The sequence below is a fragment of the Luteirhabdus pelagi genome (genome assembly GCF_016827595.1).
Taxonomy (GTDB): domain Bacteria; phylum Bacteroidota; class Bacteroidia; order Flavobacteriales; family Flavobacteriaceae; genus Luteirhabdus; species Luteirhabdus pelagi.
In genome coordinates this window covers 233,889-257,560 of sequence record NZ_JAECMS010000005.1, presented here as the reverse complement: position 1 = coordinate 257,560, position 23,672 = coordinate 233,889, and the positions used below count along the sequence as shown (strand labels likewise).

The window sequence follows — 23,672 nt, the reverse complement described above, 5'->3', positions numbered from 1 at the left end:
TTTAAATGTGCATTAATGGATATTTAAAATTAGGGGAATTCTTGAGTTTTTCTGCAAGATGGGTACGATGGCACTGACAGGTTTCAGCTTCAAAACAGGTAAGCGCAATTCGCTTGTACTGTTCAAGTAAGGCGACAATTCGATTTTGAGTTTCTGTTGTTTCAACTAAAACAGTATTGCGATACTCTGCAAATAATTCAGCATAATCAGATTGATCATTAAGCTCCCTGCGTTTGCTCGAATCGATACCTACTTCTGGGATATGAATGTAGTCAATACCGAGATTCCCACAATATCTTGTCAATGAGGATTTGCTGAACCCGTATTTTTGACTTAACGGATTCTTGCGAACGTCTACCAGTAGTTTTACGCTATTTTTGATCAATCGATTTAAATACTCTTCCAACGAAATCCCTTCGTAACCTATCGTAAATAATGCTACACTATCATCTTTAGGGCGTGCGTCAACTACTTTTTTAAGGTAGGTTTCTGGTAGTAATCTTTCAGCGATTGTACTGTTAGTTGCGTAATATGGAAAATTGAGATAGGTATGTCTTGTAATGGCATCAGTTGTCATATCGCCGTAACGCGCAATAGTTTCAACTACCAATTTTTGATCTTTAGGGGTAAGCTCTTTGAAATACTTTTTTTTGGTTTGTGTTTGATAGGTTTTTTCGTTTTCAGAAATCCAATCTCGCTTTACCATTGCCTGAAGATCAGCTTTTAAGGAATAGGAATAACATCCATATTTGTAAGGCACAAAGTCGTAATTAGCTTCTTTCTGCATTTGAGTGAGTAAGAAAACCATTTTCTGCAAACGTGTACTTTCCAGACCATCTACAAAATTCTCCAATAAAGCGAATACAATTTTCCTTCTATAAAACATTTTGCAAAGCTATTAATTATAATATACCACGAGCAATATTTAAAAATTTAATCACCTCAAAAAAACAAAAATATGAGCCGAATATCATTCTTAATCAGCTCATAATATCAAATCGGCATAGTACTTTCAAACCCGTTCCACCCCATTCCCTTCGTTCCGCAAGACTCCACTATTGGGAATGCGGTTCACTAAATTCTCTTGAACCCAGTCGCTGAAACAGCGACAGCGTTCGCTTGGCAAACAGATCCCCTGCAACCTATCCTTCACAAAGTTTAAAATGCTGATCGAGACGAACTGCATAACCGTTCGCCCTCCCTTCGATAAAGTTTATTTTGATCTATGTAGTAATGGGCGGGCTTCTCTTTTATAAGTTCTTACTCTTCCAGCATTTTTGTTTCGGTTCCGAAAAGGTAATAGCGACGGCACTATGGGAAGTAAGTGATTGAAATTAATTGGCAGTCCACTGTATCATTTTGCTGAGGTTCTAAATGGATTGTATAGATTTCCGAATCCAATATATTTTGAAAAGGAAAACGCTCTGGATATAATAAGTAAGTGGTTGGAAAGGTGATGGGGTTGGATTGTTGATCTATTTTTTTGTGATGCGTAAAGAAAATACATCGTAAATAGGTTTAATTTTTTAATCTGTTTTTTTGGATGTGTAAAATTTACCGGCGTCCCACCGTTCGAAATTTTCACACGTGAGTGTGGAATTTGAGTAGCAAGAGGGTAACACGCTACGCGGTGTTACAGTCACTCAAATTATCGTCCCATGGCAGGTACTCAAAGGGATAGAGTAGTTTTACCATTTTTAGCGATTTTAGCCCAAACTGTTCCTTTTTAACGTAAATGCGTTGCCAGCCCAGTAAAACCGTCCCGTATTTGACGTAAAAATCAATTTCTGCCAGCCAGCCTAGCCGTTTTTCTCCGTTTTTGCTTCTTTGGGTTTTTCCTCCCTTTCCGTTACCAAGAGCTCTAAAACCTCGTCAACAAATCGGTGCTCTTCGATGGGAATGATCGAAAGGGCATGGAGCAGAACTTCCTGTACGTTGTGGACCGGATCGGGGATATCCCTGCCGATGGGTCCCTCGGCCCGGTCGAGGGCGCAGATGCATACCTTTATCAGGTTGGTGACAAGGAACATCAGCCGTAGGTGACTATCCACCGCAAACGTTACCTCATAGTGCTTTCCGTTTTTGTCCTGCTTTGGTGCCAGGAAGGTCAGGTTCCGCTCGCGGATGGTCTCCAGTGCCCGTAACAGTCTATCGTTTTCCATTGCCCTTAGTTTTTGTAGTGGATAGGAGGGGAGCAAGGTACTCCAACAGGGATTGGCAGTAGCGGTTCAACACGCCAATATCCTCCATGCTGTATAGGTCGGTACCACGGTAGCGCAGCTCACTGTGGCTGGCGCTGAGGATGGCACCATACCTTTGGTGGTCGAACAGTAGTTCGAGGAACACTTCATTAGGTATCGCCACGGCAAAATTAGAAAGGTGGTAGAGGTACCGCAGATTGAAATGGTCGGGACGGAAATGCAGCTTTCCATAAAGGAGACCAAGGAATAGCTGTTCCATAGCCAGGCGCAGGAGGTGGGAACCAAAGAGGGCACAGCCATTCTCGCCAACCCTTGATAGACAGTCCCTGGCAACGTCCAGCCTGGCACTGGTATAGCTATCGATACTCTCCCCATCCACATCGGGAATGTCCAACAACCTTAGTTCCTCCAATGAAGGCGACTTGCCGTCCACTAGCCATCCCGATTCCAATATCCCCTTGAAGAAATGCCGGTGGCCATCGTTGGTACTGGTGACCTGCTTTACACTCTGTAGGATGGCGGTCACCGAGTGCCGCCCATCACTACTCTTCTCGACCAGGTCCATGATATCGGCAAGGGCATTGTTTCGGTACCGCTCGGCCAGGACCAGTAGGTAGAAACGGCAGTGCAAGTGGTGCCGGTCCCGACCGCTCTGGGTGAGGTCAAGGAAGGAAGATGCGTCGTGTACGACCCCAAAGCAATGGATGCTGATGGCCTCTATATATTCGTTGATGGTGGAGGCTATGGCGGTGAGTGCCACCTCCATGTTCCGTTTTGTGTGTTCGCTTGTTTCCATGGGCCTATTCTTTTGTTGCCATGAAGTTTGGAAAAGAAGGGGAGGTACCCCACCAAAAAAAGTAGTAAATTACCACTGGCGGATTGTTTTTTACCCCAGAGGGTGAGCCGGACGCATAAATTGAAAAAAATACGTACTTTTGGGATATGAGCACAACAGCAAAGACCAACCATATCGGAAGAAAGATCAGCCGCATCCGCGAGCTGCGTGGTATGAAACAAGAGACCCTTGCCGAGGAATTGGGCATTAGCCAACAGGGTGTTTCTAAGATTGAAAAGAACGAAACGATTGATGATGAAATGCTAAGCAAAGTTGCTGAGGTTTTGAAAGTCTCTCCTGAAGCTATTAAGCATTTCAGCGAGGAAGCGGTTTTTAATATTATGGATAATACCTTTAAAGATAATAGTGCAAATAATAACAACTATTTCTGTACAATCAATCCGATTGAAAAAATCGTTGAACTTTATGAACGTCTAGTTGAGGCTGAGAAAGATAAGGTGAAGTACTTGGAAGACCTTTTAAAGAAAAAATAAGCGTTGCCCCTGCGCACTAATACATGTTAGCCCTATCCCCAATAATGGTCTGGATAGGGCTTTTTTACTGGTCACCCTAAGGGAAGGGACGGTAGGTGTGGTAAATTTAGAGCCGATTAGCTGGAAAGCTGGCTTTGAGGGATGGGAAATAGTAACTTTAATTGGCATGTAACTGGTTGTGCTTCATGCTGAAAAAACTGAATCTATGAATCTAAAATCGCTTACAATAAGAAATTTCAGAGCTTATCAATCTGAAACAAAAATTGAATTTGACCAACTAACGACTATTATTGGAAAAAATGATATCGGGAAATCTACAATTCTTGAAGCGTTAGAAATATTCTTCAACAACCAAACAGTTAAGATTGACTCCTCAGATGCTAATATTCATTCCACTTCAAAAATCGTTGAGATTACTTGTGAGTTTACCGATTATCCATCGGAAATGTCAATTGACACCTCCTCTCCGACTAACCTGAAAGATGAATTCCTATTATCAATTGATGAGACACTTGTTATTAAGAAAAAATTCGATTGTGGAAAGAAAACACCAAGTGTAGATATTTTTATTGTCGCTAACCACCCGACTAAAAAAGAAGTATCTAATCTTTTAGAGCTAAAAGAAAAGGAGCTCCAGGCAATAATTAAATCGAAATCCTTGGATTCCAAATTAAAAGGAAACCCGACAATGCGTAAGGCAATTTGGGAATCGGTCGACGACCTAAAACTTCAAATAATTGAAATTCCTGTTTCAAAACCCAAAGAAGATGCTAAAAGGATTTGGGAACAGATAGACGGGTATCTTCCAATATTTGCCTTATTCCAAAGCGACAGAAGTAGCAGTGATTCTGACAATGAAGTTCAAGACCCAATGAAAGCAGCGATTGCTACTGCAATATCAGAAGTTCAAAAAGAAATAAATGACATTCAAAAAAAGGTTAAAGAAAAAGCTGAGGAAATAGCTACAAACACTCACAATGCTCTAAAAGATATTGATGAAACCTTAGCCAGCAAATTAGACCCCAAGTTTAATCCACCAACTCCTGCTAAATGGAATGGATTGTTTTCCATTCAATTAGATACAGATGATGGAATTCCTTTAAATAAAAGGGGAAGCGGAGTAAGGAGAATGATTCTCGTAAGTTTTTTTAAAGCAGAAGCAGAAAGACGCTTAAAATCATCTTCAAAGCAGAATATCATTTATGCAATTGAAGAGCCTGAAACAGCCCAACATCCAAATAATCAAAGGGTGTTAGTAGAGTCGTTTAAATCTTTAGCTAATGAAAGTGAATGTCAAATTATTCTTACCACACACAGTCCAGGTTTGGCTTCAGAATTACCAATTGAGAGTCTAAGATTTGTATATCATGATTCGCGCAATCTAAAAATTCAACATGGAGAAGGTGTTTTTCCAAAAATTGCCCAGACTTTGGGAGTGACTCCTGACAGTAGAGTTAAGGTCTTATTTTGCGTTGAAGGTCCCACTGATGTTGAGGCGCTTTGCTCTTTAAGTAAAGCAATGAATAAGAAGTATTCCGAACTGCCTGACTTAACAACTGATCATAGAGTTGCATTTATTTTAATGGGCGGCTCTACTCTTAAGCATTGGGTAGATCAAAACTATTTGAAAGAGCTTGGAAAACCTGAGTTTCACTTGTACGATAATGACGTTAACGCATACCAGCAATCAATCGACCAAGTAAATAATAGAGCCGATAGTTCTTGTGGACAACTTACTCAGAAACTTGAAATAGAAAGCTATTTACATAAGGATGCGATTATTGCAGGATTCGATATTGAAATCGAAATACCTGACCAACTATCTGATGATGGAAAAGCGACACCAAGAATTTTTGCAGAAGCTTATTCACAAAAATTTGGTCTTCAAAATCCTATTAGAGATACAAGAGCGAAGAAGTTTTTAGCAAAACGGGCATTTCCAAATATGACAGCTGAAATGATTGAAGAGAGAGACGCGGTGGGGGAAGTCAAAGGTTGGTTTGAAAAAATAAACGAGCTATTAAGTTAAAAAACACTCTATTAAATGAATGATGATTATAAAGACGAGTTTTTACCTAGACTCCATAAAAGTGAATTATTTAGAGTTCTAAATAAAAAATGTTCAGATAAAGACACTGCTGCAATATCATTAGTAGAAGATTGTGCTTCATATGCTTTTCAAAGGACCAAGACAATTGTAAGACACATGGGGGAATTTACCCTTCATGATGGCGACCATCTTTTTAGAGTTTTAAACTTAATGGAGCGATTGGTTCCTAAAGAATCAATTAATGAACTCACTAGTCCTGAGTTATTATTACTCATTATCAGTGCATTTTTTCATGACATTGGAATGGCTCCTGATGAAAAAGAGGTTTTGGTGTGGAAGAAAGTTTGGGATATCGAACCGATAATAGAAGAGAATGAGCAAAACACATTTAATGATTTCAAAAGATTTTTCAATTCTAGACCAGAAGATGGAAAAAGATTAAAAGATTTAATATCTAAAGGAAATCTTTCACAAGCAGACACGATAAAATCATATCTCATTACTGAATATATCCGTCAAACCCATGCCGAAAGAGCAAGAGATATAATTGAGAAAGATTGGTCGGAGAAAATTAGATTTAGAGATACTGACTTAACCGTTGAATTAGCCCAAATATGCTACAGCCACAATGAAGACGCGTTAAATCTATTGGATTTAGACAAAAACCTACTTTGTGGTTCAGGAATTTATGCTTGTTTACCACTTGTCGGTGTGATTTTAAGGTTAGCTGATATTATAGATTTCGATGGAAAACGAACTCCTTCAGTTCTTTTCTCACATTTATATGTTAGAGATCCTATTTCAATTAAAGAATGGAACAAACATAGAGCAATAGAAGCTTGGGATATTAATCCTGATTTAATTCAATTTAGTGCTAAATGTACGCATCCAGTTGTGGAGTCATCGATACATGAATTCTGTTCTATGATTGACCATGAACTAAGTTTGGCAAATAACATCATCTCCACACTAAACGAGTTTCATGCAACACAAGATAGAAACCTACAAATCAGGTTGCCTCTCAAAGTAAATAGGGAAAAAATAAGAACAAAAACAGATATCAAAAACAGACCGGTTTACATCTATAAAGACACTAAATTCAATTTAAGCAAGACTCAAGTAATTGAACTTTTAATGGGTACAAAACTTTATGGAAATCCTGAAGTCGCATTAAGAGAACTGTTGCAAAACTCAATTGATGCCTGCTTACTTCGTAAAGCACAAGAGGAAAAATGGGGTAATTTATATGAGCCCAGAATTATTGTCAAATATTACACTGAAAATGAGGAAGATATTCTTGAAGTAATAGACAACGGAACAGGAATGGATGAGTACATTATAGATAATTATTATTCCAAAATTGGCTCATCGTTTTATAAGTCTAAAGATTTTTACAGTCTAAAAGCTGAATCCAATGCGGCATTTTCACCCACATCTAGATTTGGTATAGGCATTCTCTCATCCTTCATGATTTCAGATGTTTTAATTGTAGACACGAAAAGAGTATATGGGCCTCACAAATCAAGCGACGCATTGAACATTACTGTTGAAGGCCAAGAAAGTATATTTTGGATAAAATCTGGAACACGTGAAATACCAGGAACATCAACTCGATTAATCCTGCGAAAAAGTCATAATCCATGGGAAAGAATGACAGAAAATGAGTTTATTGAGAATGTTGAAAATGTTATCCCAAATCCACCATTTCAAATAAGCATTGAAACGCAATCTCATAGCAAGAAAAGAGACGAAAATAGCTTTAAGGAAATAACTTCATACTCTCTTAAAGATTATACTTGGCAAGGAAATGAGAATATTAAATTTATAGATATTCCTATTGATAGAAATGATATAGGTTTGGTAGGATCTGCAACTGTTGCTATTTTAGAAAGTAAAAATAAGCCTGTTGAAAGAATTGAATTGAACTCTAGAGATGTTGAAATAGAAGGAGAATCTTATACCTTAGAACGAGAACTTAAAATTGATGTTAACTCTATAAAAGAATCATCCAAGACAATCACAATTAGTGATAATGGAGATATTCGAACAGATGATTCGTACAGTAAATTGGCAAGTTCAAATTCTAAAATTTCTTTACATGGCATTGAAATTCCTTCAAGTCTATTTCCAGAAAGATGGAGAATGAAAAACAATCAAGTGAAAATTAATTGGCCATTTCCGCTAATAATCGTAATCGATGTTTGCGGGAATCGAGACTTAGACTTGAACTCTCCAAGAACAGAAATAATAATAAGTGAGAAATGGACTGATTTTGAGGAGCAATTAGCACATATTGTTTGTCAACATATTAAGGATTCCGTTGAAATAGAATATTGGAACAAGCTATTTGAAATATTCAATAGCTCAAACAGTAGCGAAAATTTCAAAAGAGCTCTAAATGAATTGAAATAAAACACGATAACATAACAATACCTATAAGCTATGCCCTGCGGAACACTGCGCATAGCCAACCGGTAATAATTTTAATCTTAATGGAAAACAATATAAAATACATAGCCAAAGCATTTATTAGTTGTAGCTTGAGAAGAGAGGATGAAAAATTCGTTGATTTTGTGTCGAATATTCTTCATTATCATCAAATCTTGCCTTTTGGTACAGTTGGTTTACACGATGCTTCAACTGACAATCCAGTGACTTTAATGAAAGATAATATTGAAAAATCTGATTTTGTTGTAGTTATTGCAACTCCACGTTACTTTTCAAGAGATAACAATAATGGAAAATCATCAAATACAATTTCAGAAATGATCCATACAGAGACTGGAATGGCATTTGCAAATTCGAAACCAGTAGTAGTATTTGTTCAAGAAGGAACTAATGTAGGAACTTTTATACCCTCAATTACTCAGTATATATCACTTGACGGAACACAGAGAAACTTAGACAGTCAACTTAATCTCATTAGATCTTTGCTAAATAATGCTTATCAAAAAGCAGAGGAGATTAAACGTCAAAATAGTTGGAGAGATTTAGGAAGAATTGCGATAGGAGCTCTTGCAATATATGGGGGGCTTAAATTCTTTGAATATGATGGCTATTATGAAAGTGAGTATCATGGAGAACAGAGTGAATGATATCTTTTATATCGTTTATATGATCCAAAGCATTGAAGAGATAACTTATATGAATTCATTCAGACGGTGAAGAATAAAATAAGCGAAAACTTTTATTTGGTTACATTTTCTATTAGAGTTATTGGAAATCAAGATTGACTAATTATTTAAATTTCGACTTTAAAATTGCCATATCGCGTCCTACCTTCATATCCAAAATTTTTGCGTAATGTTGGGTCGTTTTTAAGTTGGTATGCCCAAGCATTTTGCTTACCGATTCTATAGGTACGCCGTTGCTCAAGGTTACAGTAGTAGCGAAGGTATGTCGCGCGAGATGGAAGGTTAGGTTCTTCATTATTCCTGCCCGATCCGCAATCTCCTTTATATAAGAGTTCATTTTTTGGTTGCTCAATACAGGAAGCACCAAGTTTTTTTCCTTCAACTGCTCACTATCCTTGTACTTATCCATTATCATTTTAGCGATAGGAAGTATTGGGATATTACTCCGCGTATCGGTTTTAGTCCGTTTGGTTTTTATCCATTCTTCACCATCCATTCCAACAACAATATCATTGTAGGAGAGCTTTTTTACATCGGCATAGGCCAATCCAGTAAAGCAGCAGAATATGAAGATATCCCTCACGTATTCAAGCCGCTGTACGCGAAAATTAAGATCAATAATTTTCTGGATTTCCGCTTCCGTTAAAAATTCACGTTCCACGGTTTTGAGCTTCGCTTTCCAGTGAAGGAAAGGATCTTTGTCAATCCAATCGTTCGCATGTGCAATGCGAATAATTTTCTTAAAGTTGGTAATATATTTTATAGCAGAGTTGTGGGCGCACTTTCGAGTGGTTTTGAGGTAGTATTCCAAACCTGTAATAAATTTATGGTCTACATCCTTAACGGGAATATCATTTTTGTTGTACTCCTTTTTTATAAAGCCTGCCACGTGGTTTTTACAGGTACGATAACGTTCAGCGGTTCCGGCGGCGAAATCCTTTCCTACCAGACTATCTACTTTATCATTATGTTCCTGGAAAAGCTCTAGAAGCATTTTGTTGGATTTATCATTTCCGAGTAAAACATCTCGTAAATCTTGTGCAGAATACGATGCGCGTTCCCTTTCAAAATTTTGTTGAATGGAATAAACATTATTTTTCAACACACTTAGATGCTTATTGATTTCTTCAATTTCTTGAGATCTTCCAACTGCCTGTTGGGTTTTGGAGTTCCATTCATTTACATGGATTTTTCGATGAATGCTAAACTCTGTACGTTTTCCACCAAGCGTGATTCTTAGGTAGATGTTGGTCTTTCCGTTACGATCCGCTTTACTTTTTTTGATATAGAATAGGAGTGATAATGCAAGTGACATAATAATTGGTGATTAAAGTTCCACCAATGTACTAAAAAAACAGTACATCAAAATAAACTCAAAATACTTATATTCAAATAGTTATATACTTCTGGTGGAACTTTTATGGAACCCTGAAGTGACACCGAATTTGCCCCTTTTAGAATGATATTATTTAATATCAAATGAAATCAAAAAAAATAAAAAACCCTGTAAATCAATTGATTACAGGGTTTTTAGCGCCTTTTGTAGGACTTTCCGCGGAGAAAGAGGGATTCGAACCCCCGGAGGTGTGACCCTCAACAGTTTTCAAGACTGCCGCATTCGACCACTCTGCCATTTCTCCTTTAAGTTGCCTTTGCAGGCTTGTACGCCGAAACAATGGATACATTGCGTAGGCGGGTGCAAATATACAAGCCTTTTTTAATTTGTGAAAGCCTTTTTTAAGTATTTATCCTCATTTTTAATTCTGACATTTAATAGACATAACCTATAGATACATAACCGAATTGGAAGGGTGTAAGCTGATGTTTTCCATTGCTACGCCCTACCTTTGCAGAAAATCGTACACATGTCAGATATTCTGAAACAACTCAAATGGCGCTACGCAACCAAAAAATTTGATTCGACCCGGAAACTGGAAGCAAAAAAGTTGGATACGCTAAAGCATGCTTTTAACCTTACCGCTACCAGCTATGGGCTTCAACCCTTAAAGCTTATTGTTATAAGTGAACAGGAAACAAAAGAATCCTTGGTGTCCCATACGATGAACCAAGAACAAGTACGTGATGCTTCTCATGTGCTGGTGCTGTGTGTTGAAGAAAAAATCGATTCGTCTTATATCCGCTCCTATTTCAAAAAAGTACAGGAAGTACGTGATACTCCTTCAGAAATTCTGCATCCCTTTGAAAGCTTTTTAGTGGAAAGTTTTTCCGAAAAACCTTCCGAAGAGATCAAAATATGGATGGAAAAACAGGCCTATCTCGCTCTTGGTAATCTACTTACCGTCTGTGCTATGGAAGAGATTGATGCCTGTCCTATTGAAGGTTTCGAGCCCAAGAAATACGATGCTTTCCTAGAACTCGAAAAAGAAGGCTTGCGCTCGGTATTGGTGATGGCAGTAGGTTATCGAGCAGAGGACGATATGTTCGCTAGTTTGAAAAAGGTTAGAAGAGGTGTCGATTCGGTAGTGATTGAACGCTAAACTTCCTATTTTTGTTCAAACCCTCAAAAATTTTATATGCCCGGATTTGAACAGTTTGGCGACGAAGAGCGCACACAGGTAAATGATGTATTAGATAGTGGAATTCTTATGCGATATGGTTTCGACAATCTTCGAAATGGCCATTGGAAAGCAAAGGAATTTGAACAAACATTTGCACACAAAATGAAAGCTGATTACTGTCAGCTCGTTTCAAGTGGCACCGCTGCTTTAACCGTTGCACTCGCTTCAGCAGGAATTGGAGCCGGCGATGAGGTTATTATGCCAACCTTCACCTTTGTAGCGAGTTTTGAATCCATTCTTCAAATTGGTGCCATCCCGGTCTTAGTCGATATCGACGATACGCTAACCCTGGATCCTGAAGCGGTGAAAGCGGCTATCACACCAAAAACAAAGTGTGTCATGCCAGTCCACATGTGTGGTTCTATGGCAGATCTTCGTTCGTTAAAAGCAATCTGCGAAAAACATAATCTTATTTTATTAGAGGATGCCTGTCAAGCGATTGGTGGTTCCTTCGAGGGTGTCCCATTGGGGAGTTATGGCGATTTAGGATGCTTTTCCTTCGATTTTGTAAAAACCATTACCTGTGGTGAAGGCGGCGCTGTTGTTACGAATACAAAAAAGTTTGCCGAAAATGCAGATCGTTATCAAGATCATGGTCACGACCACATTGGATCTGATCGTGGTGCGGAAACCCATCCGCACTTGGGTTATAATTATCGTATTTCAGAACTGCATGCCGCAGTAGGACTCGGACAGTTAGGAAAACTGGAACATTTTGTTTCGCTTCAGAAACGAAATTACCAAATACTTCGAGAGACGCTTTTAGAAATTGAAGGTGTAAGCTTTCGTACTGTTCCGGAAGGTGGTGTGGAGAATTATTCATTTCTTACGTTTTATCTTCCTACAGCAAGTGCTGCCGAAAATGCGCACCGTGCTTTGGTTGAAGGGGGTATCGATGCATGTTTCTATTGGTTTTCCAACAATTGGCACTATGTAAGAGGTTGGGAACATCTATTGGAACAGAAAAGCTTAGGAAAGTTGCCTGCTGAGGTAAAAGATAGGCTGAAAGAAGTTTGCCAGAAAGATTTTTCACAAAGCGATGCATATATGGGAAGAGCTATTTCAATGCTTATCAAGTTGAATTGGGACGAAGAAACCATGCGCTCTCGAGCGAATACGATAAAGAATATTTTGAAATAAGTATAAATTTGGTTTCTTTGTTTCTACTCAATGAAAACCAAATTTTATTCTACTTCAATGAATCTCATATTTTTGGGCATGAAACGCCTATCTTTCGCTCTAATAGTTTTTAATCTATTCCACACCTGCTTATACGCTCAGAATCAAGATGAAATATGGCAGGAACTGCTGTCCAATAACCGGGAAAAGGCATTAGAACTGGTAATGACACCAGGCTTCGAAAAAGATGTTGAAACCGCTATTCTAAAACAGATTGTCCGTATGGAAAACGGCCATTTGATGTCTGAGAAAGACTTTTTAACACGCTTTCAGCAATATCCTAATTACGAGCACTACTTGTTTGCCCATTGGAATAATCCCTACATTTTTGAAGATTACCTGGGCTCAGGGTTTAGCAAAACGCTAAGCGATGCTATTACGAATATGGATAGCGATCGTATTGAATCGCAAGGGCTAAAGAATTCATTAATTTATCTGCAAGCGATAGCAAAGCGATACGAAAACGATTGGGAGCGTTACGAGCAATTAAGTAGGTCTATTCCTGCCCTGGATACATGGGAATATTGCGGTGCCTTCGAGAACCTGAATGAAAGCGGATTGGTAACACCTTACCCACCAGAGGAGAAAGCGGTTTCAGAAAAACCGTTCTATGCGCGAAGTAATGGGTATGTATCGTGGTATACACCTGAAGACAATCCGGAACCTTATCAGTTTTTCAGCAACCACGATGAATATGGAGCGGGTATTAGCTATGCCCAAACCTTTTTACAATCCGATTCGGCTCAACGAGCCTATTTGCGATTGGGAAAATCCGGAATTATTCGTGTTTGGTTGAATGATGTGTTAATATTTGAAGATACCGAGGATGTAGTTACCGAAATGGATGCTCACACCATAGCCGTAAACCTTTCAAAAGGGAACAATCGCATCTTAGTAAAAATTGCATCATCTGCTACAACCCCAAATTTTATCCTTAGGGTTACCGATGAAAAAGGATATCCACTATCCGGAATACAATCGTCCATAAAAAATAAAAATTACAAGCAGTCTACCGAGGCTGCAATTGATGTAGCTATAAAAAGGCATCCGCATATCGCTTATTTTGAGGATGCTCCAAGAAATACCAAAGCCGAGCGCTATATGGCCGACATAAGCCTGTTTATGGCCTATATGCGAAATATGGAGAGCGACAAGGCAAAGCGTATAATTTTGAATTGGCTTGAGGAATATCCAAAAAGCACGTTGCTGCGTTCCGCTTTAGCAACAGCTTATTCAACTAGTGGCGATGAGGTAAGAAGGGCTGAGATTTCGGAAAATATCGTTAACGACGATCCAAATTATTATGCTTCACTAATGAATAAATTTCAAGATTTCGAAGAGTTGATGAAACTCGACATCGAAACATATGAATCGACTCTTCATAATATTGCCGAAGCCATCGATTACCCCTACATCCAAGATGCAACTGAATTGTTTATCGCGCTTAGAAGAAACAATTTACAGGAAGTGGAAAAATCCTTGGATGAAATGATTTCACACGAGGCACTACCTTCTAGCATAATCCCTACCTTCGCCGATTTCTATTCAAATATCCTTAGCGATGAGGCCAAGTCTATAACAACCTTGGAAAAAACGTTGAATGAAAGCTTTAACTTCGAGGCGCTTACCTATCTTATCTATTATTATAAGAAACAAGATAGAAAAGACGATGCCATTGCGTTGTATCAAACACCATTGAAGAAACTGGGGTACGATAACGATATACTCTATCGGTATATACAACTGCTTCACGAGTTTAACCAGTACGAAAAGTCACTTGCTTATATAGATAAGGCACTTCAAAACTTCCCTGACTCTTTTGTTTTTCAAAAACTGAAGGGCGAGGCACTTCAGCAATTGGATCGTAACGAGGAGGCAGTTACATGCTTCGAAAAAGCTATTCTTCGAAATAGTGGCGATACAGGGTTGCGCAAGCGAATTTTGGACCTTAAAAAAATGAAGGATCCGCTGGAAAAATTGAAAAAAGACGATTATTACGAGTATGCCAAAAAGGCTCGAAATAAGATTACTACCAATAATTACGGTTTAAACGTTCTGTTGCACCAAATCCATTTGTTGCAATATGAAAATGGTGGTGGCCGTTACCGACAGTATGAAATGTTTGAAGTAACGTCCCAAAAGGGAATCGAGAACATCAAAGAATATAATCTCGGACTGTATGGCGATTATACCATTTTTAAATCTGAAATTATCAAAGAAGATGGTTCGCTGGTGCCAGCCGAAAGGAGCGGGTCTAGCTTGGTGTTCAACGGCTTGTCGATAGGAGATGTGGTCTATGTTACTTATGAAACGAATTTTGTAAAAACGGGACGTTGGTTTAAGGAGTTTATAGATGTTCATTCCTTCGGAAGCTATCATCCTGTGGTTGAAGAAGAGTATATATTGTTAAGTCCAAATAAAAATCTTCCGTTCACTTTTACGAATGAAGAAGTACCGTTGGAGCGGTTTAAACAGGATGGACTACATGGCTATAAATGGACCTACAGCAATGATACCGGGTTCGAAGTATATGAAGACTTTATGCCACAATTTACCGATGTGGCACCGCATGTGAACATCAGTACTATCGGCTCCTGGAATGATATCGCAAATTGGTACTCCGATTTGGTTCGCATTCAAGTGGAATACGATGAAACGGTCGAAGCCGCTTTCGATGAAATTTTCCCGAACGGTGTATCTGGTTTGAGTGAGGAGGAAAAAGCAAAACGTATCTACAAATACGTTACCGACGATTTTTCGTATAGCTATGTAAGCTTTAAGCAAAGCGGGTTCGTGCCTCAAAAGCCAGCCAAGACAATTCGCACCAAACTGGGAGATTGTAAGGACTTTTCAACTTTGTACCTAACACTCGCGAGACAAGCAGAACTGGATGCAAACTTGGTGCTTATCCTTACCTCCGATAATGGGGAAAATGCATTAGTAGTGCCAAGTACCGATTTTAATCACTGTATTATTAAAGTTACTATCGATGGAAAGCCACAATATCTGGAATTAACCGATAAGTACATGCCATATGCGGCGTTACCAGTTACCCTGCGTCACGCCATTGCATTGGAAATTCCATACGACGCGGATCCAAATGGTAAAAGCGATCTATTCTTTTTGGATGATGTGGCGCGAAAGTCTGCTGTTATGAAGACCAAAAGTACGATGCTTGTAACCGATGAAGAAACCGACATATCCTTGCATACATCAACGAGCGGACACCTTAGCACCTATTACATTCAAATGTTTGAAGAACAAAATGAAGAGGTGTTGAAAGAAGACGTATTTGAGGAACTAAAGACCAGAAATGATCAAGATTATTCGCTTCAGGATATTAAGGATGTTACGATTGAAGAAGATGGAACCGTTGGTTATACCACTGATATAAAATGGAACGAGAAACCACATAGTATCGGTTCCTTTAAAACCTTTCAGATTCCTCATTTTACGACTCCCTACACACAATCTATTGTTTCATTGGAAGAGCGTCAGTATCCTATCGACTATAAGCAATATGAAACAGCCGATGGCTATGAAGAGACCTTCATGATCTCACTTGAAGAGGGCAAGTCCTTCATCGAAATCCCAGAGAATAAGTCGCTGACATTTAAGGATCATTCCTATTCGGTCAATTATAAAAAGGTAGCCGACAATAAATTGGAAGTGAAAATTAAGATAGTCCCCGGCGGTTCCAATATTGAACCCAGCGAATATCCAGGATTCAAGGAATATGTAAAAGAAGTGCTAGAATCTCGAAAACAATTCTTAGCCTATAAATAAGAACAAAAAAAGCGGAGTGTAGAAACTCCGCTTTTTTTTTACTAGCTTTTTTAATAGGATACGTATTCCAATATTTCCAATCCATAACCGATCATTCCGACCCGCTTGGTTTGCTTGCTATTGGATACCAATCTAATTTTATGAATCCCCAGATCGTGAAGGATTTGTGCACCTATTCCAAAGTCCTTTGCATCCATCGAAATGCGAGGTGCTTTCGTTACTTCTCCAGGCTGCTGATTCGCCTCAAGTTCTTTCAGTCGGTTTAACAAATTGAGGGACTGACTTTGCTGATTGATGAATACAATCGCACCGGCACCTTCCTCATTAACAACTCGAAACATATCGTCTAACTTCTGTTCGGCATTGTTGGTTAGCGTTCCTAGAATATCATGATTTACCAAAGTACTGTTAACCCGAACCAATACAGGGTCGTTTGCCTTCCAGTGTCCTCTGGTTAGTGCAATGTGAACTTGATCATTTGTAGTTTGCTTATAAGCACGCAATCGGTAAGTTCCGAACTTGGTTTCAATATCGAAATCCTGTTTCTTTTCAATTAAAGAGTCATGCTCCATACGATAGGCCACCAAATCTTCAATAGAAACCAGTTTCAAATCGAATTTCTTGGCCACTTCCATGAGTTGCGGTAAGCGCGCCATGGAACCGTCCTCGTTCATGATTTCAACAATTACACCAGCTGGTTGTAATCCTGCCAAGCGAGCAAAATCGATGGCAGCTTCGGTATGTCCAGTTCTTCTTAGAACGCCCCCTTCCTTCGCCTTTAGGGGAAAAATATGCCCTGGGCGACTTAAATCGTGTGGTTTAGTCTTCGAATCGATAAGCGCTTGTATCGTCTTTGCGCGATCGGAGGCTGAAATACCTGTAGTTACGCCATTTCCCTTTAAATCGACAGAAATGGTGAAGGCCGTTTCCATAGGATCCGTATTGTTTCCTACCATCATTTCCAGCTGTAAATCCTTACAACGCGATTCCGTTAAGGGAGCACAGATAAGGCCTCTTCCGTGCTTCGCCATAAAGTTTACGATTTCAGGAGTAATATTGTCTGCAGCCGCGAGGAAATCACCTTCATTTTCACGATCCTTATCGTCTACAACGATAATTACCTTTCCATTCTTAATATCTTCAATGGCTTCTTCAATGGTATTTAGCTGTACGGCAGTATCTTTTTCTTGTGTAATCATAGCGGTAAGAAATTGGTACAAAGATACAGAAACTTAATCAGCGGATGGTTTCTAACTCTTCCTTCATTTTATTTTTAAGTGAAAAATGAAGTATTACATATACTAGAAGTCCTGCAACAAATACCAAAAGCCAAATGCCGATTTCATCCTTTTTCGCCACCAACTTTTGAAAGGAAGTATAATTTATAACCGATTTAATTGCGAAATAATAGAAGATTAATGTTGAAATTATAAAAATAGCTTGTCCAGCAATTAGACCGGTCTCAGCCATTGAAATGTTTGCGTAGTCGAAATAAGTAGACCCCACAACACCCAACAAAACAAAAGTGTAAGCTAGCAACGCGTTTTTAGAATTTTTACAGAATCCATCATAAAAGCTCTTTGCTTCCGTATAATTCCGATTTTCAAAATCGCCCGTAGCTTTCAGCTCCATTTCGGAAACATTCATTTCCTTTAACTTCATCAGGACAGCGGCCCTTAGTTCCTCCGAATAACCATACTGACGATAATTTTTGAAAATGTCTTTTAGCTGTGAAATGTTTCGCCCTTTCAGTATCGACTTCTCATGTTGTGTTAAAATGAGTGGCGCCTTTTCAATGACAGCCGCTGCATCCTCCTCCTCCTTTTTTCCAAATAATTTTGCAATACGCTGGAAGAAGGCATCAATATCAATAATTCCTTGATCGGTGGTGGCGCGATAGGTAAGCCAAATACTCAGGGGAAGCATAATAGCAGTACTCAACCATGTTGCGATAAACGGGTGCATGGTACCATCCTCGGCGCTGTTCTTGGCGAAAATTCCAATAAAATGATACGTTAGAAATAGCAAAACGGCCACTACCATCGGCAAGCCCATTCCTCCTTTCCGAATGATTGCTCCCAATGGAGCGCCTACGAAAAATAAGATTATACATGCAGCGGCCAACGCAAACTTTTCGTGTAGGGCAATTTCAAATTTATTTAAACGCTTGGTTTTGTTTTTGAACTCGTTTTGTTTGGCTGCGATAGACTGTAACGTACCATTTGCATTGTTCAGCGCTAAATCTATCAGCCGCTGTTTTTTTATGGATTCGTCAAAGAGGTCTACAATCGATGGCACAGTATCCATGTCGACTGTAAGGGTATCGTCTGCACTTTCGGTATAGTTGTATTTATTGATACCACTACGGAAGTACATGTTTTTCGAGAATGCTTCAATATCGTTTGTATAACTTCTAGAAAGCGAATCGATTTCAAAATTCAATTCACCTACATTATACATGTTCTGATTATTGTAGTTATTGTCCTTATCGAAATCAGCACTGTTGAATTCGGTTAAATCGATATTGATGGTCGACTTCACGAATTCGCTTTTCGCAAAAGGCCTGCGCCGCTGTTGTTTTAGGTCGTTTACCTGAACATCCTCGTAGTAATTTCCGTTATTCAGAATAAGGGAAAGTGTATTGCTGTTTTCTTCACCTACCAATTCACCATCCTCAGCAATAATTACCGTGTAATTTCCATTGGGTCGGTCTGGATTTTTCTTATGAATTACAACGTTCTTCAAAAACTGATCGCGATCCCCAGATTTTTCTTCAACCTTTATATTGAAAGCGTCACCTACCTGACTGAATTGCCCTTCGGTAATCGCCATCGAAGGTTTCAATTGTGCAATATTCCGCCGAAGGTTTTGCCATTTGTATTCAGAATAGGGAATAACGTTGTTGGCAAAGAAAAAAGCTGTAATAGAAAGAATCCCGATAAAAACCATAAGACCACGCATCGCCCGTTGAAGCGAAATACCCGTACTCTTCATGGCGGCGAACTCATATTTTTCAGCAAAGTTTCCAAACACCATTAAGGAGGTTACCAAAATGGTAAGTGGTAATACCAACGGCATCAATCGTGGTGAAACGTACCACAGGAATTTCAATACGATCCATATATCCAAATCCTTTCCTGCCAATTCCGAAATGTAGAGCCAGATGGTCTGTAAGACGAAAATAAACATCAAAATAATGAAGACGCTGATGAACGTCTTCAAATAGGAAACCAGGATATAGCGATCCAGTATTTTCACGAAATTCGGCTATTTTGCTTAGTCGAGTTTATTGATGTAGTATCCTTCACTTTCATATTTTCCTTCATCAAAAACAAAAAGGTTTTTCGAAAGGGGTTGATCGGTCTTAAAGGAATTTACCGTAATGGTGTATTTCGTGCCATTATCATCGGTTTGAATCAACTTATATATATGCTTCGTTTGAACATCGATCCCTAGAAGGATATCCTTAATTTCAGCATTTGAATCGATAGGAATCAATTTTACATATTGAATTTTTCGACCCTTCACGTTTTGTGTGATATCCATCTTATAGCGATATCCGTTTTCATAAAATGTCAACATCTTCGAAGGGGTAATCTGCTTATCTTGACTAGAATCGTAGGTCGAAATCGTCACTTCTTCATCCTCCGGCACGATCGTATATATTTTCTTTCCATCGAACATGGTCGTGGTTCCTAACATATGAAGCACATACTTCTCTCCATCGATAGTAACATCGCCACGTGTATCCTGATTTACATTTTCCTTGGTATTGCTAAGATTGTATTTGAAGTCAATTTCAATATTATCGTAGCTTCGAGCCTTTTGGGAGACTTCATTTAACAGGCTTTTGGCTTCCTGCGCCGAAACGGATAGTATGCTTCCGAAAAACAGTAATACCGTTACTAGGGCTATCTTTTTCATGGGTTTAATCGTTTTGATTATGTTCGTTTTCTAAATGTTCGTTTAACGCTTCAATGGTTGGGACCAATACTTGTCGTGCTTTACTTCCTTCAAACGGGCCTACAATGCCTGCGGCTTCCAATTGATCGATAATTCTTCCGGCACGATTGTACCCTAATTTCAGTTTTCGCTGTAGGAGGGAGGTCGAACCTTGTTGGGCCGTCACCAATACCTCCGCAGCTTCTCGAAACAGTTTATCCCTTTCCTCGATAATATCATCAAGAGTTGTGCCACCTTCATCGCTTACATACTCTGGCAGGAGATGGGCATCTGGGTAGGCTTTTTGCGATCCAATATAGTCGGTAATATCGCCCACTTCAGGCGTATCTACAAAGGCACATTGCAATCGGGTAAGGTCGTTTCCTTGGGTGTACAACATATCGCCACGACCGATCAACTGATCGGCGCCGCTGTTATCCAAAATGGTGCGCGAATCGATCTTGCTGGTCACTCGAAAAGCTATACGCGCCGGGAAATTCGCCTTTATGATACCCGTAATAACATTTACCGAAGGTCGTTGGGTAGCGATAATCAAGTGAATTCCAATCGCCCGTGCCAACTGTGCCAAGCGTGCGATAGGGGTTTCTACCTCCTTTCCGGCCGTCATGATCAGGTCGGCGAATTCGTCAATAACTAGAACGATGTAGGGGAGGTAGCGGTGACCGTCATTTGGATTCAGTTTTCGTTTTTTGAACTTTACGTTGTACTCTTTGATATTTCGGCACATGGCGTCTTTCAACAAATCGTAGCGTTCGTCCATTTCAATACAAAGCGAATTCAGGGTATTAATCACTTTGTTGGTATCGGTAATAATGGCTTCCTCGGTATCGGGAAGCTTCGCTAAATAATGGCGTTCAATTTTATTGAAAAGCGTCAGCTCCACTTTTTTAGGGTCGACCAATACAAATTTTACTTCTGCAGGATGTTTTTTATAGAGAAGTGAGGTAAGAATAGCGTTCAAGCCAACCGATTTACCCTGTCCTGTAGCACCTGCCATTAACAAGTGGGGCATTTTTGCTAAATCGACCACAAAGGTTTCATTGCTGATGGTTTTCCCCATTGCCAACGGCAATTCCATCTCCGCTTTCTGGAACTTAGGCGAAGCGATTACCGAACGCATCGATACGATGCGCGCATCCTTGTTAGGAACTTCAATTCCGATAGTACCACGACCCGGAATTGGTGCTATGATTCGAATGCCTAATGCCGAAAGCGAAAGTGCAATATCGTCTTCCAGATTTTTGATTTTTGAAATTCGAATTCCGGCTTCTGGAACAATTTCATATAAGGTCACCGTTGGACCAACCGTCGCTTTTATATTTTGAATCCCAATTTTATAGTTGCTCAGGGTTTCAACAATTCGGTTTTTATATTCCTCTAGCTCTTCTTGGTTGATGGTGATGCCCTTTCCACCAGTGTAGTCTTTCAACAAATCGATGGGAGGGAGTTTATAGTTGCTCAGTTCAAGGGTGGGGTCGAATTCACCAAAGTCAGCTACCAGTTTGTTGCTGATGTTATCTTCATCCGTTTCCTCCTCTTCGGCCTGCTCCACTTCCATTTGTACATCGTCCTCCACTTTTTTGGTTTCAGAATTGTCCGATTTCAGCGTGGGTTCGATATCTTCCTCTTCCGTTTCGTTGATATCCATCGCAACCGTTGCCGTTTCAGGAGTGGTAACAGCATCAACTACCGTTTTTTCGTAATCACTTTGTTCAAGATCTTCGTATGCTTCTTCAGCATTGAAATCGGCTGCAATCTCTTTTTTCGTTTTACTGAAGAAACTTCCGACCACTTCAGGAGTTACTTTCAATCGTATCACAAAATAGACAATAGCTAAAAATGCCATCACTAAAATAGCACCTGCTAAACCGATGTAGTCTTGCATCCAATCGTTTACTTCATATCCAACCACACCGCTGAAAAGCGTATGTTTTTCAACAAAAAATCCTAAAAATACGGCCAACCATAGCATTACCAATAAGCCCCAAAACCAAAACTTTTGTAAGGGTTTCTTGTTATAGTTGAAGAACAGATACACACCGGAAAGCGTGATAAGAAAGGCGAGGATAAAGGCTGCGATTCCGAAGCCATCGTACACGAAAAAGTGTCCGACATTACTACCGAATTTGTTTAACCAATTCTCGGTTTGAAGTTCGCGTTCGGCGAGCATGCCGACTTCACTCTGGTCGGCTTGCCAAGTGAAGAAATAGGAAACAAACGAAAGCAATAGTGCCAACCCTAGAAAAAACAAAAATCCGCCCAAAACAATTTGCTGTTGTTTGGAAAGCGAAAGCGAAATCTTTTTCCTTGGGGTCTTGGATTTTTTTGAAGTTTTCTTCTTTTTTCGCGCCATGCGGAATCGGTAGGTTTTTCAGCAAAAGTACAATAATGTAACGGTACAAGCTACATAATTATTTTGAAAACGCAATTCCTCTAAATGGTGAATTTTAAGTGTTTTTAGTGTGAAATGGAATAGTCGATTAACAGTTTTTGATCCTTTCGCCATCGAAGCCATCCAGTAGCGACGGTCTGGTTTTTTTCGTTTTTCAGCGCTACCTGAAGCCAATCGCCTTCAACAGTCAGCGGACGTAAGGATTTGAAATCCTGCGCAACGGTTCCGGCATGAGCTAAGGGTTTTATGCGAATGGGCTGCGAATGCTCTTCAACCATCGAAACCGTATTCAATTGAAGGAGAAAGGAAGGCCAATACAGCAATTCGCCAGCATTTTTGTCGACATAGACTTTTTGTTGGGTTTTGGTATTCACTTCCACCGTTATGAAATCGTAACCAACGGCAAAAACCTTAAAATAGAATTCACCATATTCGGTGTTATGGTATGCTGGCCAAAGATAGGGAGGCGCACTTCTTAGGTCGAAACCTCCAGTCTGATTTTGTTGTAGTGAGATACTATCTTGGGGTAAATGTTCCGCAAAACCTTTTTCCCAGTTGATGTTTCCATAGAAATACAGCGTGGAATACTCATAAAAATTTGGTTTGAAGAAGCCGAGGCCTATTGCTGAAGAAGAATCGGTATTGAGTATATCTCTTTTTATTGAAGTTTTAAGCGACCGAGACCTACTTGCGGTTGTTGACAGGAAAGAAATGGGTTCGGTGGTTTTGACTGGAGGAGTGGTTTGCACAGGAGCTTTATCCTTTTTATTTTGAAGGAATCGGTAATGGGTGATACCGTATGTCATGGCTAATATAACCAATACTATCCAGTTGCAGCGAACAATCCATTTATGTGCTACATGATAAGCGATAAAGAAGGAACCTATAAACGCGAGTCCGCCAAATAGAACACCATACCCCAAGACGATTGCTCCTCCTGCCAATCCTTGATTCTTGCCGGCTCCTATAAAACCAGCGAAGTACAATCCGATGATAAAAAAAACCAGTGCGATTAATATATAAAACGCAATACTTGCCGGTTTGATAAGCTTTTTCATA

General features: G+C 39.5%; 16 protein-coding genes and 1 tRNA gene. 7 read left to right on the top strand and 10 right to left on the bottom strand.

From position 1 onward, the window contains the following. Position 1: 1 nt before the first annotated feature. The 3 genes from I4Q58_RS13535 to I4Q58_RS13525 form a co-directional block, all read right to left on the bottom strand. Complete coding sequence (locus tag I4Q58_RS13535) at positions 2–853, bottom strand: DUF488 domain-containing protein (RefSeq protein WP_236002933.1); 852 nt, start codon at positions 851–853, stop codon at positions 2–4. 946 nt (positions 854–1,799) lie between these two features. After that, positions 1,800–2,162, bottom strand: a complete 363-nt coding sequence (locus tag I4Q58_RS13530) for a hypothetical protein (protein WP_203296429.1) — start codon at positions 2,160–2,162, stop codon at positions 1,800–1,802. Continuing rightward, positions 2,149–2,997: a hypothetical protein gene (locus I4Q58_RS13525; RefSeq protein ID WP_203296428.1), complete on the bottom strand. Its 849-nt coding sequence runs from the start codon at positions 2,995–2,997 to the stop codon at positions 2,149–2,151. The genes I4Q58_RS13530 and I4Q58_RS13525 overlap by 14 nt, the downstream gene beginning before the upstream one ends. Positions 2,998–3,143: 146 nt before the next feature. Between I4Q58_RS13525 and I4Q58_RS13520 the strand changes: the two genes are divergently transcribed. From I4Q58_RS13520 to I4Q58_RS13505, 4 genes are all read left to right on the top strand, one after another. Continuing rightward, positions 3,144–3,530 carry a helix-turn-helix domain-containing protein gene (locus I4Q58_RS13520; RefSeq protein WP_203296427.1) on the top strand — a complete coding sequence of 129 codons (387 nt, stop codon included), beginning with the start codon at positions 3,144–3,146 and terminating at the stop codon, positions 3,528–3,530. A 205-nt stretch (positions 3,531–3,735) separates the two neighbouring features. Then, complete coding sequence (locus I4Q58_RS13515) at positions 3,736–5,559, top strand: ATP-binding protein (protein WP_203296426.1); 1,824 nt, start codon at positions 3,736–3,738, stop codon at positions 5,557–5,559. A 15-nt stretch (positions 5,560–5,574) separates the two neighbouring features. Continuing rightward, entirely contained in the window at positions 5,575–7,992 is a 2,418-nt protein-coding gene (locus I4Q58_RS13510) for an HD domain-containing protein (RefSeq protein ID WP_203296425.1), read from the top strand. Positions 7,993–8,072: 80 nt separating this feature from the next. Further along, entirely contained in the window at positions 8,073–8,675 is a 603-nt protein-coding gene (locus tag I4Q58_RS13505; protein ID WP_203296424.1) for a hypothetical protein, read from the top strand. Positions 8,676–8,817: 142 nt separating this feature from the next. Here the strand turns inward: I4Q58_RS13505 and I4Q58_RS13500 are convergent, their stop codons facing one another. Beyond that, positions 8,818–10,029: a site-specific integrase gene (locus I4Q58_RS13500; RefSeq protein WP_203296423.1), complete on the bottom strand. Its 1,212-nt coding sequence runs from the start codon at positions 10,027–10,029 to the stop codon at positions 8,818–8,820. A 240-nt stretch (positions 10,030–10,269) separates the two neighbouring features. Next, positions 10,270–10,354 (bottom strand) — tRNA-Ser (locus I4Q58_RS13495). Positions 10,355–10,579: 225 nt separating this feature from the next. On the opposite strand from I4Q58_RS13495, the gene I4Q58_RS13490 reads away from it, so the two are divergent. The 3 genes from I4Q58_RS13490 to I4Q58_RS13480 all read left to right on the top strand — a co-directional run bounded on the left by I4Q58_RS13490 (position 10,580) and on the right by I4Q58_RS13480 (position 16,258). Further along, the gene (locus I4Q58_RS13490; protein WP_203296422.1) at positions 10,580–11,212 is read left to right on the top strand and encodes a nitroreductase family protein; all 633 of its coding nucleotides are present in this window, start codon (positions 10,580–10,582) and stop codon (positions 11,210–11,212) included. Positions 11,213–11,248: 36 nt separating this feature from the next. Further along, a complete protein-coding gene (locus I4Q58_RS13485) occupies positions 11,249–12,433 on the top strand; it encodes a DegT/DnrJ/EryC1/StrS family aminotransferase (protein ID WP_203296421.1) in 1,185 nt (394 codons plus the stop codon). A 78-nt stretch (positions 12,434–12,511) separates the two neighbouring features. Continuing rightward, on the top strand, positions 12,512–16,258 hold the full coding sequence (locus tag I4Q58_RS13480) for a transglutaminase domain-containing protein (RefSeq protein ID WP_203296420.1): 3,747 nt from the start codon (positions 12,512–12,514) through the stop codon (positions 16,256–16,258). Positions 16,259–16,308: 50 nt separating this feature from the next. Here I4Q58_RS13480 and ribB read toward each other — a convergent pair whose 3' ends face one another. The 5 genes from ribB to I4Q58_RS13455 form a co-directional block, all read right to left on the bottom strand. Then, on the bottom strand, positions 16,309–17,457 hold the full coding sequence (ribB, locus tag I4Q58_RS13475; RefSeq protein WP_203296419.1) for a 3,4-dihydroxy-2-butanone-4-phosphate synthase: 1,149 nt from the start codon (positions 17,455–17,457) through the stop codon (positions 16,309–16,311). Between the two features lie 37 nt (positions 17,458–17,494). Further along, a complete protein-coding gene (locus I4Q58_RS13470) occupies positions 17,495–19,516 on the bottom strand; it encodes an LptF/LptG family permease (protein WP_203296418.1) in 2,022 nt (673 codons plus the stop codon). A gap of 18 nt (positions 19,517–19,534) precedes the next feature. Further along, positions 19,535–20,182, bottom strand: a complete 648-nt coding sequence (locus I4Q58_RS13465) for a LolA family protein (protein WP_203296417.1) — start codon at positions 20,180–20,182, stop codon at positions 19,535–19,537. Between the two features lie 4 nt (positions 20,183–20,186). Further along, a complete protein-coding gene (locus I4Q58_RS13460) occupies positions 20,187–22,574 on the bottom strand; it encodes an FtsK/SpoIIIE family DNA translocase (RefSeq protein WP_203296416.1) in 2,388 nt (795 codons plus the stop codon). Between the two features lie 104 nt (positions 22,575–22,678). Then, entirely contained in the window at positions 22,679–23,671 is a 993-nt protein-coding gene (locus tag I4Q58_RS13455; RefSeq protein WP_203296415.1) for a hypothetical protein, read from the bottom strand. Position 23,672: the final 1 nt, after the last annotated feature.